The organism is Caballeronia sp. ATUFL_F1_KS39, from assembly GCF_023630985.1.
Classification (GTDB): Bacteria; Pseudomonadota; Gammaproteobacteria; order Burkholderiales; family Burkholderiaceae; genus Caballeronia; species Caballeronia zhejiangensis.
In genome coordinates this window covers 105,046-129,721 of the sequence record NZ_JALQDZ010000036.1, presented here as the reverse complement: position 1 = coordinate 129,721, position 24,676 = coordinate 105,046, and the positions used below count along the sequence as shown (strand labels likewise).

Below are 24,676 nucleotides of genomic sequence, written 5' to 3'. Positions count from 1 at the left end.
ATCATCCGCAACGCCCCGGAAGTGAAGAGCTTCCGGGGCGTTGTCGTTTTTGCGCTTGACATGCAACCAAATGGTTGCATAATCCGTTCATGGATGACGATTCGGTTTTTCGCGCGCTCGCCGACGCGAGCCGCAGGCAACTGCTCGACCGGCTTCGCGAGGCGAACGGCCAGACGCTCGGCGATTTATGCGACGGCCTCGGCATGACGCGGCAGGCCGTGTCGAAGCATCTCGCGATACTCGAAGACGCGAATCTCGTGTCGACGCAGCGTCATGGCCGCGAGAAGCGTCATTTCCTTAATCCGGTGCCGATCCACGAGATCGCGCAACGCTGGATCAGCAAGTTCGAGCGTCCGCGGCTGGACGCTTTGTCCGACCTGAAACGCTCGCTTGAAGGAGACGATCATGAGTAGCGACACGTTTGTGTATGTGACCTACATCCGCACGACGCCGGGAAAGCTGTGGGAAGCGCTGACGACGCCTGAGTTCGTTCGGCAGTACTGGTTCGGGATGCATCAGGAATCCGACTGGTCAGCAGGCTCCGCGTGGAAGATGCTGTTTTCCGATGGACGCGTCGCGGATGCCGGAGAAGTGCTCGAATCCGAGCCGGGCAAACGCCTCGTGCTGAAATGGCGCAACGAATTTCGCGACGATCTGAAGGACGCGGGCTGGTCGCGCTGCACCTACGACATCGAGGCGCTCGGCGATGCGGTCAAGCTCACGGTCACGCACGTCAGCGAGAGCAAACCGTTCATCGAGGCCGTGTCGGGCGGATGGCCGAAGATTCTGTCGAATTTGAAGTCGTTGTTGGAGACGGGTTCCGTCGCGCTCGTCACGAAGTAACACGGCCATGAAAAACGGCGCGCTGTCCTCTCGGGCAGCGCCCCGTTTCGCTTCACGGGATCGAGCCGTCGATCAGATCGCCCAGCCGCCGAGATAGAAAACCGCGAGCACGACCGCGATCGCCACCGTGCCGACATTCAGCTTGCGCCATTCGCCCGCGACGATGCGGCCGATCACGAGCGTGCAAAAGCCGAGCATGATGCCCGTCACGATATTCGCCGACAGCACGATATACACCGCGCAAACGAGGCCCGACATCGTGTCGACCGTGTCCTCGAAATGCAGCTTGCTCACGTTGCCGAGCATCAGCAGGCCGACGTACATCAGCGCAGGCGCCGTCGCGTAGGAAGGCACGAGCGCGGCGAGCGGCGACAGGAACATCACCACCAGGAACAGCACGCCGACGACGCTTGCCGCGAGACCCGTCTTCGCGCCCGCCGCCACGCCCACCGACGATTCGATATACGCCGCAGCCGGCGCGCCGCCGAAGCAGGCGGAGAAGATCGAGCTGAGCGAATCGGCGGTCAGCGCGCGGCCGCCGTTGACGATGCGTCCGTTCTTGTCGATCTGGCCCGCTTGGCCCGCGACCGCGCGGATCGTGCCGGTCGCGTCGAACACGGCGGTCATCACGAGCGCGAGCACGCTCGGCAGTACGGCCATCGAGAGTGCTCCCTTGATGTCCATCGCACCGATCAGCGATGCATGGCCCGGCGCCGACAACGCCGGCAGCGCGAACACGCCATGAAAGCGCACGGACGGATCGAAGATCAGGCCGATCGCCGACAGGCCGATCACCACCAGCAGGATGCCGCCCGGCACGCGCCGGCGCTCCAGACCGAAGATCGCGGCGAGGCCCGCCACCGACATCAGCACGGGAAACGCCGTGATATGCCCGAGCGACACCGGCATGCCGGGCGCGGGATTCTTGATGATGAGCCCGACATCGTTCGATGCGATCAGCAGCAGGAACAAGCCGATGCCGATGCCCGTGCCGTGCGCGACGCCCGTCGGCAGATTGCGCAGGATCCACGAACGCACGCCGGTGACGGAGATCGCGGTGAACACGACGCCCATCAGGAACACGGCGCCGAGCGCGATGTTCGGCGTCAATCCCTTGCCGAGCACGAGACCGAAGGCCGTGAACGCAGTCAGCGAGATTGCGCAGCCGATCGCGATCGGCAGACGCGCCCACACGCCCATCAGCAGCGAGCCGAACGCGGTCGTGAGGCACACCGCGACGAACACCGCGCTCGTGTCGAAGCCGGCCTTGCCGAGCATGCCCGGCACGACGAACACGGAGTAGACCATCGCGAGGAACGTCGTAACGCCCGCGACGATCTCGCGTTTTTCCGTGCTGCCGGTTTTGGAAATGCCGAAATAGCGATCGAGAAATCCGCCGCTGGCGGTCTGAACGCTTTCCTCTCGTTCTGTGGGGGTGATGTCGATGTCGCCAAGCTGCTGGGCGGAGGATTCCAACATGAGCTGCTCCTTTATCAGCACGCTGAAACGGAACGCCGTGCGCCGCGCTTGTCAGCTCGCCGGCACCGCGGGTCCATCGTCAGGGTCGTCTCGTATGTAGTTCTGGATGAATGCCGGGTGACGCGCTCTGATGGCTGCACTCGGTCAGGACAGAGACTAGGGGAACAGAACGCGGGGTCCAATCCCATGAAAAACATGCCGCTCATGCCGAGCGGCTTATATGCCGCGAATCCCGCGCGGGGCGGGGCTCTCGCATGAGCGAAAAAAGGCCGGACTAGGGGAAACGCCTAGTCCGGACCGGGCCGCTATTTTACTCGTTCGACGTTGTAAGGCGCGTTACTGGATGACGCGCGACACGCCGCGTCCGCGCGGATCGGACATCGGTTCGGGCTTGTCGCCGTCGATGCGGATCGCCTGAATGTCGCCATTGAAGTTCTGCATCGTGAACTTGTAGCCCTTGTCTTCGAGCTGCTTGACGACGCTCGCGTCGAGCTGATGGAACGGCTCCTGATAGATGGTGTCCGGCGGCAGCAACTGATGATGGAATCGCGTCGCGCCGACGGCTTCCGCCAGCGGCATGTCGAAGTCGTACACGTTCGTGATGACCTGGAAAATCGACGTGAAAATGCGCGAGCCGCCCGGCGTGCCGATCACCATCGCGACCTTGTCGTCCTTCGTGAGGATGGTCGGCGTCATCGACGAAAGCGGGCGCTTTTTCGGCGCGATGGCGTTCGCATCGCTGCCGACGACGCCGAACATGTTCGGCACGCCCGGCTTCGACGCGAAGTCGTCCATTTCGTCGTTGAGCACGACGCCCGTGCCTTCCGCGATCACGCCCGAGCCGAAATAGCCGTTGATCGTGTACGTGTTCGACACCGCGTTGCCCCATTTGTCGACGACCGAAAAGTGCGTCGTTTCCGCCTTCTCGGGCATCGACGTGCCGAGTCCCGGCTGCACGCTCTTCGTGTCCGAAGGCTTGTCGGGATTGACTTCCTGCGCACGCTTCAGGATGTAGTCGTCGTTGGTGAGCTGCGCGACCGGCACCTTGTAGAAGTCCGGATCGCCGAGATATTGCGCGCGGTCCGCGAACACGCGCTTCTCGATTTCGGCCACGAGATGGATGTACTGCGCGGAATCGAGCGGCACGTCCTGGAACTTGTCCTTGAGGTCGGCCTTCATCTTGAGCAACTGCACGAGGCCGACGCCGCCGGAGCTCGGCGGCGGCGCGGTGATCACGCGATAGCCGTTCCAGCTTGCCGTGATCGGCTGACGCCACACCGCCTTGTAGTCCTTCAGGTCGCGCGTCGTGATGAGGCCGTGGCCTTCCATCGACTTGGCGATCAGCTCGGCGGTTTCGCCTTCGTAGAAGCCTTTCGCGCCTTTATCGGAGATGCGCTGCAAGGTCTTGGCGAGATCCGGCTGCTTGAACACCTGACCGGCCTTCATGCCGCCGAAGTACAGATCGAAGTTGGTCTTGCCGGCGAACTCCTTCGATGCGTTGTCGCGTCGCGAAACGAGCTGATCGTCGACTTCGAAGCCGTCCTGCGCGTACTTGATGGCCGGCGCGAGCACCTGTTTCCACTTCAACTTGCCGAAGCGCTTCTGCGCTTCCCACATGCCCTGGACCGTGCCCGGCACGCCCACCGCGCGATGCCCGATGAGGCTCATGCCCTTGATGACCTCGCCCTTGTCGTCGAGATACATGTTGCGCGTGGCCGAAAGCGGCGCGCGCTCGCGATAGTCGAGGAAGTACGGACGATGATCGACGTAGAGCGTCATGAAGCCACCGCCGCCGATATTGCCCGCTTCCGGATACGTCACGGCGAGCGTGAAGGCGATCGCGACGGCCGCATCGACCGCATTGCCGCCCAGCTTGAAGATTTGTTCCGCGGTGTCGGCGGCGTATTTGTCGGCGACCGCGACAGCCGACGCGGTCAGCACCGCCGGCTGATTGTCGGTGGTTTTTGCGTAAGCCGGCGCCGTCTCGACGAATCCCGCCGTCATGAGCGCCGACGCGACGATGGCGCCGAGTGCGACCGAGCGGATGCGAAGTTCCTTTTTCAAAAGCATCTCCTGCGTTCTCCTTTATTGCATGCGACGAAAGACCAGCGCTTTATATACCACGAGCCGCGCGACGCTCAGGGCATCAACTGGCCGCCGTTCACGTCGATGATCTGGCCCGTCACATAGCGCGACATCGCTTCCGACGCGAGATAGAGGAACGCGCCGCTGCAATCGTCCGGCTCGCCGATGAAGCCCATCGGAATTGCCTTGCGGAAGGATTCGAGTTGTTCCGGCGATGTGAAGCGCTCCTGAAACGGCGTCTGGATCACGCCGGGCGCGACCGCATTCACGCGGATGCGATCCGGCATCAGTTCCTTCGCCATGCCCTTGGTGATGGTGCTGACGAAGCCCTTCGACGCCGCGTAGAGGAGCGCGCCCGGCCCGCCGCCGTTGCGCGCCGCCACCGATGTCACGTTGATGATCGAGCCGCCGCCGCCCGAGCGCAGCGACGGCAGCGCCGCGCGCGTGAACGCGACGACCGAGCGCGCGTTGATGTGCATGATCTCGTCGAAGAGCTCGTCGCTCGCGGACGCGATCGGCTCGCGTTTCACGAGACTGCCCGCGTTATTGATGAGCACGTCGATCTTGCCGAAGGTATCGGCGACTTGCGCGACGGCGGCATCGATGGCTTTTGAATCGCGCACATCCGCGCCGACGGTGATCGCCGTGACGCCGAGCGCGCGCACGTCCTTCGCGACTTCCTCGGCCTTGTCTTTCGAGCTGTTGTAGTGCACCGCGACATTCGCGCCGTATTGCGCGAACGCCCGCGCCGCCGCGGCGCCGATGCCGGTGCTCGCGCCGGTGATGAGAATCGACTTGCCTTTCAGATCGTGCATGTGTGCTCCGTATGGATGAGGGTTTGAAGCGGGCGCAACAGACGAGAGTATGAAACGGAAAACCGATCGGCGGCCGAGTGGCGCGCGGCGCGTCAGTCCTCCGCGAGAGGCGCTTCTTCGGCGGCCTCGAACGAATAGTGCTCGACCACGCGCTTCACCGAACTTCGGAACGATGCGACGAGATCGGAGCGGATGCCGCTGCTCGGATACGACAGCACGTATTCATATTCGATGTCGGTCTCGAACGGCCGCACGACCACGCCGTGCGCGCGCCAGACCTTGGCCGCGAACGGCTCGACGATCGAAATGCCGAGCCCGCCCGCCACCATCGCGTAACGCGTGTGCGCCGTGTCGGTGAAAACGGTGTAACGCGGCCGGTCTTCCGTCGATGAAATCAGCGATTGCTCCGCCTCATACGGCTGGCGCGCGTTCGGCAGCCAGCCGATGAGCTTTTCGCCGCGCAAGTCGGAAGGGCGCACGATCTTCTTCTTCGCGAGCTTGTGCGTCGTGGGCATCGCGCACGACGCGCGCGCCTTGAGCAGCGTCTCCACCTCGATGCCCGCGACCGCCGGAAACGCCAGGCTCAACGCGACATCGGCCTTGTGGTTCTGCAGGTTCACCAGCACTTCCGGCACTTTCACCGAATCGACCTTGATCGGCACGCCGGGATGACGTTCGGTGAAATCGGCGAGTACGGGCGGCAAAAGCGTGGTCGCGAGCACGGGCATGCATGCGACCGTGAGGCTGTCTGAAGCTTCCTCGCGAATCATTGCGGCGACCTGCTTCAAGCGCTCCAGGCCGAGGAAGTTCTCCTCGACGGACTTGTAGAAGCGCAGGCCGGCGGTCGTCGGATTGAGACGGCCGCCGATGCGCGAGAACAGGCTGAAGCCGAGATCGGCTTCGAGATCGGCGATCAGGCGGCTGATTGCGGGCTGCGTCACATGGAGTTTTTTTGCTGCGCCGACACTGGTGCCGGTCATGATGAGGCTGCGAAATGCCTCGATCTGGCGGAAACGGATCATCTTTCGGACGGCTCTGAAGCGGCGGTTATACAGCGACGCAATCTTATAGGAAACAAACACTTGCTGCCTTAACCCTGTTCAGCTAACCAAAGCCCGAAAGTGCGTTAAACCAACAAATTGAACGACTATTCGAAAAATTTAGTGACTATAAGCACATGTGAGTGGCATCCGTCTTATTGATACGAAATACTCGCCGCCAGCCTGAAGCACGAATGAAAGCGTCTACGTAAGAAATATCCGCCAGACGCGCGGTTTTCAACGAGTTATCGGCATTGGCGCGCGCCGACAGAAGTTAGAAAGCAATACGTTAGATTCTCCGGGCTTGAAGCCGCTTTGTTTATCCCAACGGCGATAAACGATCCGCTACACGAAGGACTGCCAAATTCCGAAAGCCCGGCGAAAGGCAACAATCGATAAACGAGACAGGAAAGAGGATTCCCCATGACGTTTTTTGCCGTTCCCCACGCATCGATCCAACGCACGAAACTCGCCGCCGCCGCGGCGCTGCTCGCGTTCTCCGCGCTGAACGCGTCGGCCGCCATCGTGCCGCCGGGTGTTGCGCTCGCCGCGAAGCAGGAACTCGTGCGCAACAACGGCTCGGAGGTCGAGACGCTCGATCCGGCGCTGGTCGAAACCGTGGTGGCGGCCAACGTCTCGCGCGACCTGTTCGAGAGCCTGACCGCGACGAATTCGGACGGCACGGTCGTGCCCGGTGTCGCGGAAAAATGGGAACAGAAGGACGCGACGACCTGGATTTTCCATCTGCGCAAGAACGCCCGCTGGTCCAATGGCGACGCCGTCACCGCAAACGATTTCGTGTACGGCTGCCAGCGCTTCCTCGACCCGAAAACGGCGTCGTCGTATGCGAGCGTGTACGGCCCGTTCCTGCTGAACGGCGCGGATATCGCCGCGGGCAAGAAGCCGGCGAGCGCGCTCGGGGTGCGCGCCATCGACGCGAGCACCGTCGAAATCAAGACCGCCGGACCCGTGCCGTTCCTGCCGGAACTGATGTCGAATCCGAACCTCGGGCCGGTGCATCGCGCGACGATCGAGAAATTCGGCAAGGAATGGACGAAGCCGGGCAACATCGTCAGCAACGGCGCGTTCCAGTTGAAGGACTGGCAGGTCAACAGCAAGCTCGTGCTGACGAAGAACGCGAACTACTGGGACAAGGCGAACGTTCAACTGACGCAAGTCACGTATCTGCCGGTCGAAGACGAGAACACCGACGTCAAGCTGTTCCAGTCCGGCGAGAACGACATGACGTATCAGCTTCCGACCGGCACCTACGCGAAGTACAGCCAGCAGTTCCCGAAGGACATCCGCAACTCGCTGATTCTCGGTACGCGCTACTACAGCTTCAACAATCGCGATCCGCTGCTGAAGGACGTGCGCGTGCGCAAGGCGCTCTCGATGGTCATCGACCGCGACCTGCTCGCGCAACGCGTGACCGCCGATGGTCAGACGCCGCTTTACGGCCTGCTGCCGAAGGGCGTGAGCGGCGCCGACGTGTCGAACTACGAATGGGCGACATGGCCGATGGCCAAGCGGGTCGAGGAAGCCAAGAAGCTGCTCGAACAGGCGGGCGTGAAGCCCGGAACGAAGCTGCGATTCGCGATGAACACGAGCGATTACAACAAGAAGATGGCGATCTTCGTCGCATCGGAATGGAAGTCGAAGCTCGGCCTCACGATGGACATCGAATCGATGGAGTTCAAGGTGCTGTTGAAGAAGCGCCATGAAGGCGACTATCAGATCGCACGCAACGGCTGGGTCGCCGATTACAACGACGCGACGACCTTCCTCACGCTCGTGCAATGCAAGTCGGAGCAGAACGACAATTTCAGCTGCAACCCGAAGGCCGACGCGCTCATCAAGGAAGCCGGCGAAACCACGGATCAAGCCAAGCGCACGCAGTTGCAGACGCAGGCCGCGAAGATCGTAATGGACGACTATCCGATGCTGCCGCTCCTGCAATACGGCCTGCCGCGCCTCGTGAAGAGCTACGTCGGCGGATACTCGCTGAAGAATCCGATGGATCATTACGGCAGCAAGGATCTCTACATCGTCAAGCACTGACGGCAAGGAGCCTTTCATGTGGTCCTATACCTTGCGGCGCGTGTTGCTCACGCTGCCGACGCTGCTGATCGTCGTGACGATCTGCTATCTGCTCCTGCACGCAACGCCGGGCGGTCCGTTCGATGGTGAGCGCAAGATTCCGGCGGAAGTGCTCGCGAATCTGCAGGCGAAGTATCACCTCGACGAGCCGCTGTGGAAGCAGTATGTGTTCTATCTTCGAGACCTTCTGCACGGCGATCTCGGTGCGTCGTTCCGTTATGCCGACTGGAGCGTGAACGATCTCGTGCTTCGTGCGCTGCCGGTGTCGCTGACGATCGGCGGCGTGTCGATGCTGCTTGCCATCGTGATCGGCGTCGCGCTCGGCATCGCCGCGGCACTGCGCCGCAATAGCATCGCGGACTATGTGCTGATGCTCGCCAGCAACGCGGGCAATGCGTTCCCGTCGTTCGTGCTCGGGCCGGTGTTGATCCTCGTCTTCGCGATCCTGCTCAAGTGGCTGCCCGCGGGCGGCTGGAACGACTTCCAGTTGCGCTATATGGCGCTGCCCGTCGCGCTGCTCGTGATGATCAACGTCGCCACGGTCGGCCGCGTGACGCGCGCGAGTCTGATCGAAGTGCTGAACACGAACTACATCCGCACCGCGCGCGCGAAAGGCTTGCCGATGCGCACCATCGTGCTGCGCCATGCGCTGAAGCCGACGCTCATTCCTGTCGTCTCGGTGATCGGCCCGCTCGCGATCTCGTCGATCACGGCGGCGGTCGTCACGGAATCGGTGTTCTCGCTGCCGGGCATCGGCAAGCTGATCGTGAACGGCGCGGCCAATCGCGATTACACGCTCGTGCTCGGACTCGTCGTGCTCGTCACGGTGGTGGCCGTGCTGCTCAACCTGCTGGTCGATCTCGCGTATGCGTGGCTCGATCCGAAGATTCGTTACTGAAAGGGCGCGCGATGAAATCTGCTTCTCTTGCACCGATGCTCGAAAGGGCGGTCGCCGGCCGCAGCCCGTGGCAGGACGCGCGCGCGCGTTTCCTGCGCAACAAGGCGGCGGTCGTGAGTCTCGTGCTGCTCGTGCTGATCACGCTCGCGTGCATCGTCGGACCGTGGTTGTTGCCGAACGAATTCGACTCGACCGACTGGAACGCGACGAGCGTCGCGCCGACGCTCGCCAACTGGCATCTGTTCGGCACCGACGACACTGGCCGCGATCTGCTCGTGCGCTGCCTGATCGGCGGGCGCGTGTCCCTGATGATCGGCGCGCTCGCCACGCTCACGTCGGTGACGCTCGGCATCCTGTGGGGCGCGGTCGCGGGCTTCGTCGGCGGACGCGTCGATAACGCGATGATGCGTATCGTCGACATGATGTACGCGATTCCGTATCTGCTCATCGCGATTCTGATGGTGACGCTGCTCGGCCGCGAGTTCTATCTCGTCGTCATCACCATCACGATCTTTTCGTGGATGGACATGGCGCGCGTCGTGCGCGGCCAGACGCTGTCGATCCGCTCCAAGGAATATGTCGAAGCGGCGCGCGCGATCGGCGTGCCGACGCGGCGCATCATCGCGCGGCATGTGGTGCCGAATCTGCTCGGCATCGTCGCGATCTATACGACTGTCACCGTGCCTGCCGTCATCCTCACGGAATCCGTGCTGTCGTTCCTCGGCCTCGGCGTGCAGGAACCGATGACGAGCTGGGGCGTGCTGATTCAAGACGGCGTCGGCGTGATGGAGTCGTCGCCGTGGATTCTGCTGTTCCCGGCGGCGCTGCTCTCGATCACGCTTTACTGCATCAACTTTGTCGGCGACGGGCTGCGCGACGCGCTCGATCCGAAGGACAGGTGAGCCATGCCGCTACTCGAAGTCAACGATCTGCAAGTCGAATTCAGGACGCACGACGCCGCCGTGCGCGCCGTCAACGGCGTGAATTTCACGCTGGAAGAGGGCGAGACGCTCGGCATCGTCGGCGAGTCGGGCTCGGGCAAGAGCCAGAGCGTGCTCGCGATGCTCGGCCTGCTCGCATCGAATGGGCGCGCGAGCGGACGCGCGATGTATCGCGGCGAGAATCTCATCGGCATGACGAATCGCGCGATGAACCGCATCCGCGGCAATCGCCTGTCGATGATCTTCCAGGATCCGATGAGCTCGCTCAATCCGTATCTCACGATCGAGCGGCAGATGACCGAAGTGCTCGAACTGCACAAGAACGTCACGCGCCGCGAAGCGAAGAAGCGCGCAATCTCGATGCTCGAAGCCGTGCGCATTCCCGAGGCCGCGCATCGCATCGGGCAGTATCCGCACGAGTTGTCGGGCGGCATGCGTCAGCGGGTGATGATCGCAATGGCGTTGCTGTGCGAGCCCGAAGTGCTGTTCGCCGACGAGCCGACCACCGCGCTCGACGTCACCGTGCAAGCGCAGATTCTGCAATTGTTGCGCAATCTCCAGCATGACTTCGGCACGTCGATCGTATTGATCACGCACGATCTCGGCGTCGTCGCCGGCTTGTGCGAAAAAGTCATGGTGATGTACGGCGGGCGTGTGATGGAGCAGTGCGATGCGAACACGTTGTTCGCGCAGCCTTCGCATCCGTACACGGTTGGCCTATTGCGCGCGTTGCCGCGTCTCGATCACGACGGCGGCGAGCTGACCGGCATCCCCGGCAATCCGCCGAACATGGCCCATCCGCCGGCGGGCTGTCCGTTCCACGAACGATGCGCCGATGCAAGCGATGAATGCGCCGTCGATGCGCCCGCGCTGAAGGCGATCGGACCGGGCTGGCTGCGGGCCTGTCATCGTCCGGTTCATCTGATCAAGAAGGAAGCGAGCCATGTCTGACGCGACGATTCTCTCCGTGCGCGACATGCGCGTGCATTTTCAGGTGAAGCCGAAGAACCGTCTGCCGTGGGCGGCGCGCCGCACGCTAAAGGCCGTCGACGGCGTGAGCTTCGATCTCAAGGCGGGTGAGACGCTCGGCGTCGTCGGCGAATCGGGTTGCGGCAAGTCCACGTTGTCGCGCGCGATCCTCAATCTCATTCCCGCGACGAGCGGCGACATCGTGTGGATGGGCGCGCGCTTGTCGGGCGCTTCGACGCGTGAATGGCATCGCGTGCGCGGCGACGTGCAGATGATCTTTCAGGACCCGCTCGCATCGCTCGATCCGCGCATGACGATCGGGCAGATCATCGCGGAGCCGCTCGTCGAGCATCGGCCGGGCATGAACACGCGCGAAGTCGAAGAACGCGTGCGCGCGATGATGGCCAAGGTCGGTCTGCGCGAGCAGATGATCAACCGCTATCCGCACGAGTTTTCGGGCGGGCAGTGTCAGCGCATTGGCATTGCGCGGGCGCTGATCGTCGAGCCGAAGCTCGTCATCTGCGATGAACCGGTGTCCGCGCTCGATGTATCGATTCAGGCGCAGATCGTCAATCTGCTGAAGTCGCTGCAAAAAGAGATGAAGCTCGCGCTCATCTTCATCGCGCACGATCTGGCCGTGGTGCGGCACATCTCCGATCGCGTGATGGTGATGTATCTCGGCCGCGTGATGGAGCTCGCGGAGAAGCACGCGCTCTATGACACGCCGCGCCATCCGTATACGCGGGCGTTGCTGTCGGCGGTACCGGTACCCGATCCGGCCGTCGAGCGCGCAAAGACCGTGCAGATTCTGTCGGGCGACATTCCGAGCCCGATCGATCCGCCTTCGGGCTGCGTGTTTCATACGCGCTGTCCGATGGCCGACGCGCGTTGCGCACGCGAAGTACCGGTGTTGCGCGCGCTTGGTGAGAGTTCGTCGGCCGCCTGTCTGTATGCGTGATGGCCCCGGCGTAACGGGACACTTTCTCTTTTACTAGCGCGTCCCTGAACGGACCGTTCGTGCCGATCCTTCGCGATCGACGGGCACGGTTCACTTCATCAGGTAATTCGGAATCCTTTGTAGTTGTTCATTTCATGTTGTTTGCGGGTCGAGTCAGTGGAGATACTTTTCATGAAAAAACAAAAAACGTCAGCGGCATTGTCCATTTTGCTTTTCGGCGCTTATATCGCCGCAGCCGTTCCGGCACATGCGCAACAGGCGCCGACGCAGACCGCGCAGGCGCAGCAGCCATCCGCCGACGATGATCTGCTCACGCGTCAAAAGGCGCTGGCACCGGATTCGCCGCCCAACACGGAAGCCGATGCGCCCGTCAGCAATCAGGCGAAATCGAAGGGATTCATCGAGGATTCGCACTTGAATCTGTTGATGCGGTCCTTCACAGAGCATGACGAATTCAAGGGCGCAGGCAAGAAGGACGCGTGGGTGCTCGGTGCGCAGGCCGTGTTCGAGTCGGGCTATACGAAAGGGCTGATCGGCGTGGGTGCGGACGTGTCGCTCTTCGGTGCGTTCAAGCTGAACGGCGGGCAGGGCGCGGGCAATCGCGTGCACGTTTCCTCGAGCGGCGACCCGAGCGGCGCGAACCAGCTCGCGTGGGCGTACCCGGGTGTGTGGGACGTGAAGGCGCGCGTGTCGAACACGGTGCTTAAATACGGTCAGCAACTCTTCGATAACCCGTTCCTCGTGCCGCACGACAACCGCGCGTTGCCGCCGACGTATCGCGGCTTCTCGCTTGCCAGCGACGAGATCAAGAACCTGACGCTCAAGGCCGGCACGGTCGATGGCGTGATCGCGCGCGGCATGACGACCGTCACCGGCCTCACGACGGAATACGGCGGCACGCACGTCTCGCAGTTCACGTACTTCGGCGGCGACTGGACACACGGTGACGATACGGCCGTCTCGCTCTACGGCAGCGTCGCGAACAACGTATGGCAGCAGTACTACCTGACGGCGACGCAGAGCATCGGCGATCCGAAGAGCATCCGCTGGACGGGTTCGTTGAACTACTACTACACCGGCGCGATCGGCGACAAGCGTCAAGGGTCGATCAACAATAACGCGTATTCGCTCGCGCTCGCCGGCACGCACGGCGCGCATACGGTGCAGTTCGCGTTCCAGCAGATCGTGAGCGATCAGACGTTCGACTACATGGGGCAATCTGCGGGCGATTATCTGTCGAATTCGCTCGATGTCGACTACAACCAGCCGCATGAAAAATCGGTGAGCCTGTCCTATTCGCTCAACCTCAAGGAATACGGCCTGCCCGGCGCGAAGTTCGCGTTGTGGGGTGCTTACGGCTGGGGCGCGGATGGCAGCGCGATGGCTAACGGCGACAGCGCTCAGGCGGCTAACTATCTGGTGAACGGCAAGCCGATCAGCGGTACGCACTACGAAATCGGTGTGATCCCGAGCTACACGATTCCCGACGGCAAGTTCAAGAACACGTCGATCAAGTTCTACTACATGCATCATCACAGCAATAGCGCGTACTATCCGGACGGCACGAGCGACGTCTACCGGCTGATGGTCAATGTCCCCGTGAACGTGTTCTGAAAACGCCTAAAAACACCGCAGCGTAAACCCTACAAAAATACCCGTTTACATTACGTTTAACTTTCATTTATAAAGAGAGGGCGTGCTGCGGATTGCCATGTCTCGCCCACGCTCATCGCCCGGCAGGTCTCCCTCTGCCGGGCTTTTTTTCGTCTGTACGATCCGCGCCCACTGCAGCTTTCATGCGCTTACACCGTTTCATCCTCTAAGTGAAAACCCCGCCATTTCTTTCGCTTGACTTACTTGATATATCACATACTGTGTATATGCGCGCAGCATGAATGGGCGTCGCGGGAGGCGTCGTTCGACGTCCGCATACACAAGGCATATTTGCCAAGGAGACAGGCATGGGAATGAACCAGATGGGCCGCGATGACAAGGCGTCGCGCCTCGCGTCGCCGTGGGTGCAGTTGGTTTTCGGCGTGATTTGCATGGCGATGATCGCGAACATGCAGTACGGCTGGACGCTCTTCGTCAATCCGATCGACGAGAAGTACCACTGGGGCCGCGCGGCCATTCAGGTGGCGTTTACGATCTTCGTCGTGACGGAGACATGGCTCGTGCCTATCGAGGGTTATCTCGTCGACAAGTACGGTCCAAGGCCGGTGGTGGTCGGTGGCGGGCTGCTATGCGCGATCGCGTGGGCGATCAACTCGGTGGCGTCGTCGCTGCCGCTTCTGTACTTCGCCGCGGCGGTCGGTGGCGTGGGTGCGGGCGCGGTGTACGGCACGTGCGTCGGCAACGCGCTCAAGTGGTTCCCGACGCGGCGCGGACTTGCTGCGGGCATCACGGCGGCAGGCTTCGGGATGGGTTCCGCCGCGACCGTCGTGCCGATCGCGCACATGATCAAATCGAGCGGCTATGAAGCGACGTTCCTGTGGTTCGGTCTCGGCCAAGGCCTCGTGGTCTTCCTGCTCGGCATGGCGCTCTATGCGCCGCCCGCGCAGTTGCTCGCGACGGTGAAGAGCACGGTCAAGGCCGCGGTCTACAACGCGAGTCCGAAGCAGGTGCTGCAGTCGCCGATCTTCTGGGTCATGTATCTGATGTTCGTGATGATGGCCGCCGGCGGGCTGATGGCGACCGCGCAGCTCGGTCCGATCGCGAAGGACTTCGGCTTGCACGATTCGCCCGTGTCGATACTCGGCTTGACCTTGCCCGCGCTGACCTTCGCGCTCACGATCGACCGCGTGCTCAACGGTCTGACGCGGCCGTTCTTCGGTTGGGTCTCGGATCGCATCGGACGTGAAAACACGATGTTCGTCGCGTTCGCGATCGAGGCGGTGGGCATCGTCGCGTTGTCGAAGTACGGGCATAGCCCGATCGCGTTTGTCGTGCTGACGGGCATCGTGTTCTTCGCGTGGGGCGAAATCTACAGTCTCTTCCCGGCGACGTGCGGCGATACCTTCGGTCCGAAGTTCGCGGCGACGAACGCGGGCCTGCTGTACACGGCGAAGGGCACGGCGGCGTTGCTGGTGCCGTTCTCGAGCGTCATCACGACGATGACCGGCAGCTGGCACGCCGTGTTCATGCTTGCGGCGGGGATGGCGGCGATATCGGCGCTGCTCGCGCTTTTCGTGCTGAAGCCGATGCGCAATGCACATTCGCAGACCCAGCAAAGTCTCATGCAACAAGGGCTAACCAAAACGAACCAGATATCTTCCTGAAATTAGCCTGGTTTTCACTGTCGTCCGCGAACGTCCTTGTGCCGGTTCGTGGCCGGGCAGTGCTCGTGTGAAGGTTCTCTCCGCGCGTCTTCGGCTGAAGCCGCGCGGAGAAGGGAGCGGGTCAAACGGGCCGCCGCTTCGGCAACTTATTAATTTGTGTCACACCGCGTTACAATTCCGCCTTCCAAATAGGCGGCATTCATGAGAACGCTGGGACAAGCTTTTAATAAGAACGGCCGAGAGGACAGTAATAATTTCCTGCTGTTGCGTCTTATCGCCGCTTCGCTCGTTGTCTATGGGCATTCGTTCGCGCTTGCCGCCACGACCAACGGTCTCAGAGATTTCACGACGTCGATCCTGCATTACCGATATTCGGGCGATCTCGGTCTGCATATCTTTTTCGTCATCAGCGGATTTCTCATCACGTTCAGCTTCGATCGTCGGCACAGCGTGAAAGACTTCGTCATCTCGCGCGCCCTGCGTCTGTTCCCGGCGCTGGTCGTTTGCATGGCGCTGCTCGCCTTCGTGCTCGGACCGTCGTTGACGACGCTTTCGCGCGGAATCTACTTCGAGTCACCCGAGACGTACGGCTTTGTCTGGCGCAACGCCTCTCTGTATGAGTATGCCGAGCGCTTGCCCGGCGTCTTCGCGGACAATCACGCGCGGAACGCCGTGAACGGAACGCTGTGGAGCATCTGGGTCGAGGTCCGGCTTTACGTCCTGGTACTGGTGTTCGGCGCGCTCGGCGCGCTTCGCAGTCGATGGGTCGCTAACCTTTGCATCGCCGCCCTGGTCGCGATCGGACTCTTCGCGCCGACGTACATGCCGTTCATCACGGGCGATCCGTCCAACCTTCGCGTTGCCGTGTTTTTCGCCGCTGGTGTCTTTCTCTACGTCAACCGGGATTTCATCCCGCTGAACCGCCAGGGTCTCTTCGCGCTGCTGCTTGCGGCGGTGCTTTCCTACCGTCAGCCGGCGTTCGAGATTGCCTGCGGCGCGGTGATTGCCTATGGCGTGTTCATGATCGCCTTCGCGCCAAAGCTCAATCTCGGACCCATCGAAGACTATTCGTACGGGATCTATCTCTATGGCTGGCCGATTCAGCAGGTCGTGAATCACTTCCATCCGGACGGCTCCGCGCTACAGATGATGCTGATCGCGCTGCCCGGTTCCTGGCTCGCGGGCGCGCTCTCTTGGTATTTGATCGAGAAGCAGGCGCTCGGATTGAAGGCGAGGTATTCGGGCGCCAAAAAGGCGAAGGCCGCGGGCGGCGTTGCGCTGTGATGACGATGATCCTTGCGACCCGGCTTGTCGCCCGCCTCGCGCCATCGAATCAGAACCGCGTGCCGACGCTGCAGCCGCCGAAGCCGCCGCCGTTGGTGGCAAAGCCGCTGCATCCGAAGAGGCCGCAGCCGGAAACGGCGAGCAAAGCGGCGATGAGCGTCGCCGCGGCGCAAAGAGAACGAAGGTGCTTCATGGCGGGATCGGAATCGGAATCGGGAAAGCCGGACGCGATTCTCGCGGAACCCTCGCTTCCCGATGTCAAAATCCGTCGCCGTCTCAACCTGGCTTGCCATCCGCACGCGGCTTGAAGAGCGGCGCGGCATAAGCGGCGACGTGGAGCCCGAACGCAAGAACCCAGCACGACCCAGCCGCAAAGACCCACGTCGAATGCCACGAAGGCGCGACGAGCGGCCCGAGCACGCGCAGTGCGCCCGCTGACATCACGAGCGCGTAGCACGCGACATCGCGCGTGTCCGCGACGAGCGGCCGTCCGGTATGCCCGCGCGCGGTGCGCGTGATCATCGCGATAATCGCGCCGCCGATCGCGCCAGCCGCGAACGCATGCATCGCGAGACTGTGCGGCACGCGTGTCCATCCGAGCGCAGACAGCGCGAGCAGTGCGAAGCCGAGCGGCAGCCACGCATAAGCGAGATGCAGGATCGCGAGAATCGGCCGGCCGCGCACCGCGTACGAGCGCCAGCCGATCATCCGCGCGAGATGCACGCCGCAGGCCAGCAAGGCGATCGGCGCGACGATCGCGCCATCGAGCGCGAAGGCGTCCGCGACAAACGCCGCTATCGTGAGCGGCGCGGCCATCAACTCGACGAAGCGCCAGCGCCGTGCGATGAAACCGGGCATTGCATTGGCGGTGAACATCGGAATCACGCGTCCGCCGATCACGCCGACGAGCAACACGACGATGCCCGCCGACGCACACACCGCGCGCATCGCGAGATCGGGGCGCGCGTCGATCGCGAACGCGTGGAACGCGGCGTTCAGCGCGCCGAACGCGAACACAACGACCGCGATGAAGTAGTTGCGCCGGTTGCCCGCCTCGACGAGCACCCGCAGCAGCAGAATCGCGGCGACCGGCAGGAACGCGCTATCGACGATCGCCGCCGGCAGCGCCGGGCCGCTCCACACGAGCACGCGCCCGGCGAGCCACAGCAGCACGAGCGATGCGAGTGTCGCGCCCTTGGCCGTGTCGCGTCCGGTCCACGCGCGCACGGCCGTCAGCAGAAAGCCGGCGACGATCGCCGCCGCGAACCCGAACACCATCTCGTGCGCGTGCCAAGCGACCGGATCCGCGCGCAGCAGATAGCCGCCGAAGAGCGGCACGCCCGACAGCACCAGTAGCCACACCGTCACCGAGAGCGCGCCGAACGCCGCGCCGCACAGGTAGAACGGCCGGAAGCCGAGATCGAACAGCGCGAAACGCGGCCGATGCTCCGGCGAACGCTTCTGCGGCGTCGCGATGAAAACGGTGTCGGGTTCTGCGATCTTCATGTTGTCCTCAATGCGGGATCGGCTGCTTGACCGGATCGCCATCGCCGACGATCGCGAACACGAGCAGCTTTGCCGGCTTCGTCGCGCTCGCATTCTTCGACACGATGTGATGCGCGCCCGGCGGTTCGTACCACGATTCGCCGGGGCCATACGTCTTCGCGCTTCCGCCTTCGAGCTGCGAAGTCACGCGGCCCTCCAGCACGTAAGCGAAGATCGACCCCGGATGCCTGTGCGCTTCCGACGACTGTCCCGGCTTGTACGAGACGGTCGCCATCAGCACGTTCTTGCCGGCCACTTCCGGCACGGCCTGCTTGATCATCGGCGTGACGAGTTCCGCGCCCGCCGCGTCGTGCGCGCCGGCGCTCGCTGCACCGATCATCAGCGCGGCCGCCAGCACGAGAATTTCGCGCTTTCTCATGTCGATGCCCTCACGCCGGCAGCTTGCGGAAAGCGATCGCGAAACGGTTCCAGCTATTGATCGCGGAAACGAGCAGCGTCAGGTCGACAATTTCATCGTCGCTGAAATGGGGCTTCACGGCTTCCCACACGGCATCGGGTACGTGGTCTTGCGACACCAGCGTCAACGCCTCGGTCCATTCGAGCGCGGCGCGTTCGCGATCGGTGAAGAACGGCGTCTCGCGCCAGACAACGACCGTCGCCAGCCGCCGATCAGTTTCGCCGCCCTTGCGCGCATCGGTCGTATGCATGTCGACGCAAAACGCGCAGCCGTTGATCTGCGATGCGCGCAGCCGTACCAGTTCGGTCAGCGATTTCTCGAGCGCGGACTTCGCGATGCGCTCCTCGACGCCGACCAGCGCCTTGATTGCTGCGGGATTGGCTTTGTAGAAGTCGAGACGGGGTTCCATTTGCGTATCCTCTTTGCCTGGGTTCCGAAAGTGCGCCAGATCGGCGCGGCAAGAGCAGATTAGGCGTCTGGCTGGCCTTTTGTAATGACCGGTTTCTAAAAAATCGAGGTAACCACTTGCAAAGGCTGGAACGCGCAAAAAAACCCGCGGCCAAATGCGCCGCGGGTCGAGAGGGCCGCACCACGCACGGAATCAGTCGAGCGCGGCGGCCGGGCCGAAGAACTCGTAGCGGCTCTGCGCTTCGGGCACGCCGAGCGCCTTCAGATGCTTCTTCACCGCCTTCATGAACGCCTTCGGCCCGAGGAAGTAGGCATCGACATCGCGGTTCTTCGGCAGCCACGTATCGAGCAGCTTTTCGTCGACAAAGCCGATGCCGTGCGCATCGAGATCGCCATCGCGCTTGTGCTCGTAGCAGTAGAAGCGCTTCAGTTGCGGATGGCGCGCCGCCAGTTCCTCGATCGCCGCACGGAACGCGTGCACGCCGCCGTGCCGCGCCGAGTGGATGAAGTGCACCGGGCGTTGCGTTTCGAGCGCGGCTTGCAGCATCGCGAGCGTCGGCGTGATGCCGACCCCGCCGCTGATGAGCACGAGCGGCTTGTCGTTGTGTTCGAGCTTGAAGTCGCCTGCGGGCGGATAGAGATCGAGCACGCTGTTTTCGCCGACGTGTTCATGCAGGAAATTCGACACCTTGCCATTCGCCTCACGCTTCACGCTGATGCGATATTCGCGGCCGTTCGGTGCGGCCGAGAGCGAGTAGTTGCGGCGCAGTTCCTCGCCGTCGATGAACAGGCGCAAGCCGATGTACTGACCCGGATGGAAGTCGAGCAGCGCGCCGCCGTCTTCCGGCACGAGATAGAAGGACGTGATCTCGTCGCTTTCCTTCTCCTTGCGCGCGACGACGAAACGCCGCGTGCCGCGCCAGCCGCCCGGCGCGTTTTCGCGCTCGCTGTAGATGCCTTCCTCGAGTCCGATCAGCAGATCCGCAAGTTGCCCGTAGGCCGCGGCCCACGCCTCGATGACGGCGTCGGTGGCGATTTCCGCGCCGAGCACCTCACGGATCGACGCGAGCAGGCAGCGTCCGACGATCGGATAATGTTCCGGCTGGATGTCCAGCGCGACGTGCTTGTTGATGATCTGGCCGACGAGCCCGCCGAGCTTCTCGAGTTCGTCGATGTGCCGTGCGTACATCAGCACGCCGTTGGCGAGCGCGCGTGGTTGCGCGCCGCTTGCCTGGTGCGCCTGGTTGAACATCGGGCGGACCTCGGGATACTCGCTGAGCATCTTGTTATAGAAGTGCGTGGTGAGGGCTTCGCCGCCGCTTTCCAGAAGGGGAACGGTCGCTTTGACGATGGCACGGTGTTCTGCTGACAGCATTGTTCGTTTCCTCGTGTGATAAAGGCGAAAGCGGGGCGCTTTCGCGTCTGAATTCTTCGGCAGAATCTATACACGATCCGTGCCAGAGTAGAATCGTCGATAAATCAATCGTTTATTATCAAACATGGTCGATTCGACTCTAGTCAAAAGGACTGCTGACGTAGTCGCAATGACTTCACGCGTGCTGCTCGATGCGCTCGTTCCGCTTATCGAGGACCTGTCGAGCGAGATGCCCGACACCGAGCGCTACCGCCGTTTGCTGCACACATCGCGCGCGCTGTTTCCGAGCGATGCGTCCGCGCTGTTGCGGCTCGACGGCGACACGCTCGTGCCGCTCGCCATCGACGGTCTTTCGGGCGATACGCTCGGCCGGCGCTTTCGCGTGAGCGACCACCCGCGGTTCGCACGCATTCTCGCGCGCGCTGAACCGACGCGCTTCGCCGCCGGCTCGGACTTGCCCGATCCCTACGACGGACTGGTCAAGGGCGTGAGCGGCGATCTGGAGGTGCACGATTGTCTCGGCTGCCCGCTCGTCATCAACGGGCGCGCGTGGGGCTTGCTGACGCTCGACGCGCTCGATCCCGCGCGCTTCGACGGCATCGACATGGCTTCGCTGCAGGCGTTCTTGAGTCTCGCGGCGGCGACCGTGAGCGTCGCCGAGCGCATCGATGCGCTCGCGAAATCGAGCGAGGCCGAGCGTCAGCGTGCGGAGGTGTATCGGCAGGCGAGCGGGCCGCGAAGGCGCGAAATGATCGGCAGCAGCGAGCCGCATAACCGCTTGCAGGACGAGATCGCGATCGTCGCGTCGAGCGATCTGACCGTGCTCATCACCGGCGAGACGGGCGTCGGCAAGGAGCTCGTCGCGAGCGAGATTCACGCGCTTTCGCCGCGCGCCGACAAACCGCTCGTCAGCCTGAATTGCGCGGCGCTGCCCGATACGCTCGTCGAAAGCGAGCTCTTCGGGCACGTGCGCGGTGCGTTTTCGGGCGCGTCGTCGGACCGGCGCGGGAAGTTCGAACTCGCCGATGGCGGCACGCTCTTTCTCGATGAAGTCGGCGAGCTGCCGCTGCCCGTGCAGGCCAAGCTGCTGCGCGTGCTTCAGAACGGCCAGTTGCAGCGGATCGGCTCGGACAGCGAGCACAAGGTCGACGTGCGGCTCATTGCCGCCACCAATCGCGATCTCGCCGAGGAAGTGCGTGAAGGGCGCTTTCGCGCGGACTTCTATCATCGGCTGTCGGTGTATCCGCTCGTCGTGCCGCCGTTGCGCGAACGCGGACGCGACGTCTTGCTGCTCGCCGGCTACTTTCTCGAAGAGAACCGCTCGCGCCTCGGCCTCCTGAGCCTGCGTCTTTCCGCCGATGCGCAAGCCGCGCTGCTCGCGTATCGCTGGCCCGGCAACGTGCGCGAACTGGAGCATCTGATCGGACGCAGCGCATTGAAGGCGCTCGCGGCGCATCGCGAACGTCCGCGCATCCTCACGCTCACCGCCGCCGACCTCACGCTCGCCGGCGACACCGCACTGGCCGCCGATGCCGCGACGCGCGTCGAAGCCGCGCCGCTGCCCGCGCCGGGCGCCGACTTCCGCGACGCCGTGACGGCCTACGAACGCACGCTCATCCTCGACGCGTTGAAGCGTCACAACCAGAACTGGGCGTCGGCGGCGCGCGAGCTCGGTCTGGATCGCGCGAATCTCAATCGCCTCGCCAAGCGCCTCGGGCTCAAATAAGCAACACCTCGTTCATCTCGAAATGATGGACATGGCCGCGCAAAGCGACTATCTACAGTCCTTAGCAGATCGGGTCGACGTCGTTGCTCGTCTCAAAAAGATGCGGTTCATTGTTCGAACGCAAAAAACACTTGGATTTGTCACGCGCATCGATGTGACAGATTGAGACAATCTCTGAGTTGGGAAAAACGGGCGATCTCTTCTAAGATCAGAAAAGCCTAGCGCAACCCATCTGCAGCAAGAACATTGCAGCGCCTTGAAGAACCGAGCCGGACGAGCAGCACGCGCCCGGCACATCGAACACGGCAAATCGACAACGGGGGTTACGTGCGAAACGTGGCAAAGCTCGGCACATTCTTTTGGTCCGCGCTCTTCGCGTTTTTCAGCATCGGAGCGTTCGCGGCCGACAACGCGCCGCTGGAGCGCGCGCCCGACACGATGCAGGCCCGCGTGATGGGATGCGCCACATGCCACGGCTCGCAGGGCCAGGGCACCGACAACGACTACTTCCCGCGTCTGTCCGGCAAGCCCGCCGGCTATCTGTACAACCAACTGCTCGCTTTTCGCGACGGCCGGCGCAAGTATCCGCCGATGAATTACCTGCTCGCGTATCTTCCCGACGCGTATTTGAAGCAGATCGCGGAATACTTCGCGAGCGAACATCCGCCGTTTCCGCCGCCGTCGCCCGTCACCGTCGATTCGAAGACGCTAGAGCTCGGCAAGACGCTCGTCACGAAGGGCAACGCTACGCGCAACGTGCCCGCCTGCGTGAGCTGCCACGGCGCGTCGATGACCGGCATGGAGCCGGCGATTCCCGGTCTGCTCGGCCTGCATGCCGACTACATCAGCGCGCAACTCGGCGCATGGCGATACGGCACGCGCTCGACGGTCGCGCCGGATTGCATGGGGCAGGTCGCGAAACTGCTCTCCGACCGCGACATCACCGCGATCGCGGCCTACCTCGCGACGCTGCCCGCGCCGGCCGATCCGGTGCCGGTCGCCGCCGGTTCGCTCAAGATGCCGCTCGCGTGCGGCAGCGTCCACAACTAAGCGAGGACCCGACGTGCTCCGTTTTCGCCCATTCCGAGCGCTGACCGTCGCGGTCTTCATGGCGGCGTGCGCCGCGCCGATCGAACATGCCATCGCGCAGAGCGCCGACGCCGCGACCGTCAAGCGCGGCGAATATCTCGCGCGCGCGGGCGATTGCATCGCGTGCCATACGCTGCCGGCGGGCAAGACGTTCGGCGGCGGCCGTCCGATGGACACGCCCTTCGGCACGCTCTTCACGCCCAACATCTCGTCGGACAAGGAGACGGGCATCGGCAGCTGGAGCGCCGGCGAGTTCTACACGATGATGCACTCGGGCAAGTCACGCGACGGCTCGCTGCTTTATCCCGCGATGCCCTATACGTCCTATACAAAAGTCACGCGCGCCGACTCCGACGCAATCTATGCATTCCTGATGTCCACGCCGCCGGTGCATCAGCCGAACCGGCCGCACGAATTGCGTTTTCCGTTCAACCGACGCGAGCTGCTGTACGGCTGGCGTTCGCTCTTCTTTCGCGAGGGCGAGTATCAGCCGGACGCGACGCAATCGGCGGAATGGAACCGCGGCGCGTATCTCGTCGAAGGGCTCGGTCATTGCTCGATGTGCCACACCGCGATCAACGCGCTCGGCGGCAATGTGAAATCGAAGGCGTTCGAAGGCGGGCTGATCCCGATCCAGAACTGGTACGCGCCGTCGCTCACGTCGAACAAGGAAGCGGGTCTCGGCGACTGGAGCATGGAGGACATCGTCGGCCTGCTGCATGCGGGCGTGTCGAATCGCGGTGCGGTGTATGGACCGATGGCCGAAGTTGTCTACGACAGTCTGCAATATCTGAGCGAGGAAGACGTGCGCGCGATGGCCGTCTATCTGAAGGCGCTGCCCGCGCGTTCCGGCGACAAGCCCGCGCCGCCGAGCCAGGCGGCCGTCGAGGCGCGCTCGGATCTCGCGCCGCTCGGCAAGAAGGTCTACGACCAGCACTGCGCCGAATGTCACGCGACGCAAGGCCAGGGCAAGCCGCCCGATTTCCCGCCGCTCGCGAACAATCAATCGATCGTGATGAACTCGTCGGTGAATCCGATCCGCATGGTGCTGAACGGCGGCTATCCGCCGGGCACGTTCAAGAACCCGAAGCCTTACGGCATGCCGCCGTTCGCGCAGTCGCTCTCGGATGTCGAGGTCGCGGCGGTCGTCACGTATATCCGCACCGCGTGGGGCAACCACGGCACGCCGGTTTCCGTGAAGGAAGTGAACGAGCTGCGTTCGGCGCCACTTTATTGAGCATCGACGACACCATGACCGAAGACCCGAATGAACTCGCGAAGGAAGACGCGCAACTCGACGAGATCGTGAAGCGCGGCCCGTCGGGCGCGATCGCGCTCGCGGGCATTTCGACCGCGATCGTGATCGGCATCTGGTTCATCTTTTACTTCGCCGTGTTCCTGCCGCGCGGCGTGATCCAGTGATTC

The 24,676-nt window shown here is 63.0% G+C and carries 23 protein-coding genes; 14 read left to right on the top strand and 9 right to left on the bottom strand.

Features of this window, described 5'->3' with window-relative positions; translation table 11 throughout:
* Window positions 1-89: 89 nt before the first annotated feature.
* Window positions 90-413, top strand: a complete 324-nt coding sequence (locus NCR93_RS17750; RefSeq protein WP_175979413.1) for an ArsR/SmtB family transcription factor — start codon at window positions 90-92, stop codon at window positions 411-413.
* Entirely contained in the window at window positions 406-843 is a 438-nt protein-coding gene (locus tag NCR93_RS17745) for an SRPBCC family protein (protein WP_175979412.1), read from the top strand. The genes NCR93_RS17750 and NCR93_RS17745 overlap by 8 nt, the downstream gene beginning before the upstream one ends.
* Window positions 844-915: 72 nt before the next feature.
* On the opposite strand, the gene NCR93_RS17740 is transcribed toward NCR93_RS17745, so the two are convergent.
* The 4 genes from NCR93_RS17740 to NCR93_RS17725 all read right to left on the bottom strand — a co-directional run bounded on the left by NCR93_RS17740 (window position 916) and on the right by NCR93_RS17725 (window position 6,244).
* Entirely contained in the window at window positions 916-2,322 is a 1,407-nt protein-coding gene (locus tag NCR93_RS17740; protein WP_008353171.1) for an NCS2 family permease, read from the bottom strand.
* A gap of 336 nt (window positions 2,323-2,658) precedes the next feature.
* Window positions 2,659-4,326, bottom strand: coding sequence for a gamma-glutamyltransferase (gene ggt, locus NCR93_RS17735; RefSeq protein WP_372492488.1), 1,668 nt, complete (start codon window positions 4,324-4,326; stop codon window positions 2,659-2,661).
* Between the two features lie 134 nt (window positions 4,327-4,460).
* Window positions 4,461-5,222 carry an SDR family NAD(P)-dependent oxidoreductase gene (locus tag NCR93_RS17730; protein WP_008353174.1) on the bottom strand — a complete coding sequence of 254 codons (762 nt, stop codon included), beginning with the start codon at window positions 5,220-5,222 and terminating at the stop codon, window positions 4,461-4,463.
* Between the two features lie 92 nt (window positions 5,223-5,314).
* Window positions 5,315-6,244: a LysR substrate-binding domain-containing protein gene (locus tag NCR93_RS17725; protein ID WP_008353175.1), complete on the bottom strand. Its 930-nt coding sequence runs from the start codon at window positions 6,242-6,244 to the stop codon at window positions 5,315-5,317.
* Between the two features lie 441 nt (window positions 6,245-6,685).
* Between NCR93_RS17725 and NCR93_RS17720 the strand changes: the two genes are divergently transcribed.
* The 8 genes from NCR93_RS17720 to NCR93_RS17685 all read left to right on the top strand — a co-directional run bounded on the left by NCR93_RS17720 (window position 6,686) and on the right by NCR93_RS17685 (window position 16,690).
* On the top strand, window positions 6,686-8,323 hold the full coding sequence (locus tag NCR93_RS17720; protein ID WP_008353176.1) for a peptide ABC transporter substrate-binding protein: 1,638 nt from the start codon (window positions 6,686-6,688) through the stop codon (window positions 8,321-8,323).
* A gap of 16 nt (window positions 8,324-8,339) precedes the next feature.
* Window positions 8,340-9,260, top strand: a complete 921-nt coding sequence (gene oppB, locus NCR93_RS17715) for an oligopeptide ABC transporter permease OppB (protein ID WP_008353177.1) — start codon at window positions 8,340-8,342, stop codon at window positions 9,258-9,260.
* 11 nt (window positions 9,261-9,271) lie between these two features.
* Entirely contained in the window at window positions 9,272-10,162 is an 891-nt protein-coding gene (locus tag NCR93_RS17710; protein ID WP_372492481.1) for an ABC transporter permease subunit, read from the top strand.
* Between the two features lie 3 nt (window positions 10,163-10,165).
* A complete protein-coding gene (locus tag NCR93_RS17705; RefSeq protein WP_175979411.1) occupies window positions 10,166-11,152 on the top strand; it encodes an ABC transporter ATP-binding protein in 987 nt (328 codons plus the stop codon).
* Complete coding sequence (gene oppF, locus NCR93_RS17700; protein ID WP_175979410.1) at window positions 11,145-12,128, top strand: murein tripeptide/oligopeptide ABC transporter ATP binding protein OppF; 984 nt, start codon at window positions 11,145-11,147, stop codon at window positions 12,126-12,128. Before NCR93_RS17705 ends, oppF begins: the two co-directional genes overlap by 8 nt.
* Window positions 12,129-12,299: 171 nt before the next feature.
* Window positions 12,300-13,742, top strand: a complete 1,443-nt coding sequence (locus NCR93_RS17695; RefSeq protein ID WP_175979409.1) for an OprD family outer membrane porin — start codon at window positions 12,300-12,302, stop codon at window positions 13,740-13,742.
* 347 nt (window positions 13,743-14,089) lie between these two features.
* Window positions 14,090-15,406, top strand: a complete 1,317-nt coding sequence (gene oxlT, locus NCR93_RS17690; protein ID WP_008353183.1) for an oxalate/formate MFS antiporter — start codon at window positions 14,090-14,092, stop codon at window positions 15,404-15,406.
* Window positions 15,407-15,607: 201 nt separating this feature from the next.
* Window positions 15,608-16,690, top strand: coding sequence for an acyltransferase family protein (locus NCR93_RS17685; RefSeq protein ID WP_175979408.1), 1,083 nt, complete (start codon window positions 15,608-15,610; stop codon window positions 16,688-16,690).
* 49 nt (window positions 16,691-16,739) lie between these two features.
* Here NCR93_RS17685 and NCR93_RS17680 read toward each other — a convergent pair whose 3' ends face one another.
* The 5 genes from NCR93_RS17680 to hmpA all read right to left on the bottom strand — a co-directional run bounded on the left by NCR93_RS17680 (window position 16,740) and on the right by hmpA (window position 20,436).
* Entirely contained in the window at window positions 16,740-16,883 is a 144-nt protein-coding gene (locus tag NCR93_RS17680) for a hypothetical protein (protein WP_175979407.1), read from the bottom strand.
* Between the two features lie 83 nt (window positions 16,884-16,966).
* On the bottom strand, window positions 16,967-18,196 hold the full coding sequence (locus tag NCR93_RS17675) for an NnrS family protein (protein ID WP_175979406.1): 1,230 nt from the start codon (window positions 18,194-18,196) through the stop codon (window positions 16,967-16,969).
* 7 nt (window positions 18,197-18,203) lie between these two features.
* Complete coding sequence (locus tag NCR93_RS17670) at window positions 18,204-18,614, bottom strand: cupin domain-containing protein (RefSeq protein WP_175979405.1); 411 nt, start codon at window positions 18,612-18,614, stop codon at window positions 18,204-18,206.
* 10 nt (window positions 18,615-18,624) lie between these two features.
* Window positions 18,625-19,062, bottom strand: coding sequence for a carboxymuconolactone decarboxylase family protein (locus tag NCR93_RS17665; protein ID WP_008353193.1), 438 nt, complete (start codon window positions 19,060-19,062; stop codon window positions 18,625-18,627).
* Window positions 19,063-19,254: 192 nt separating this feature from the next.
* A complete protein-coding gene (gene hmpA / locus NCR93_RS17660) occupies window positions 19,255-20,436 on the bottom strand; it encodes an NO-inducible flavohemoprotein (protein ID WP_175979404.1) in 1,182 nt (393 codons plus the stop codon).
* Window positions 20,437-20,560: 124 nt separating this feature from the next.
* Between hmpA and norR the strand changes: the two genes are divergently transcribed.
* The 4 genes from norR (at window position 20,561) to NCR93_RS17640 (ending at window position 24,673) form a co-directional block, all read left to right on the top strand.
* Window positions 20,561-22,162, top strand: coding sequence for a nitric oxide reductase transcriptional regulator NorR (norR, locus tag NCR93_RS17655; RefSeq protein ID WP_175979403.1), 1,602 nt, complete (start codon window positions 20,561-20,563; stop codon window positions 22,160-22,162).
* A gap of 387 nt (window positions 22,163-22,549) precedes the next feature.
* Window positions 22,550-23,212 (top strand): c-type cytochrome, encoded by a 663-nt coding sequence (locus NCR93_RS17650; protein ID WP_033537071.1) that lies wholly within the window; start codon window positions 22,550-22,552, stop codon window positions 23,210-23,212.
* Window positions 23,213-23,270: 58 nt separating this feature from the next.
* A complete protein-coding gene (locus tag NCR93_RS17645) occupies window positions 23,271-24,488 on the top strand; it encodes a c-type cytochrome (RefSeq protein ID WP_008353197.1) in 1,218 nt (405 codons plus the stop codon).
* A 14-nt stretch (window positions 24,489-24,502) separates the two neighbouring features.
* Window positions 24,503-24,673 (top strand): hypothetical protein, encoded by a 171-nt coding sequence (locus NCR93_RS17640; protein ID WP_033537070.1) that lies wholly within the window; start codon window positions 24,503-24,505, stop codon window positions 24,671-24,673.
* Window positions 24,674-24,676: the final 3 nt, after the last annotated feature.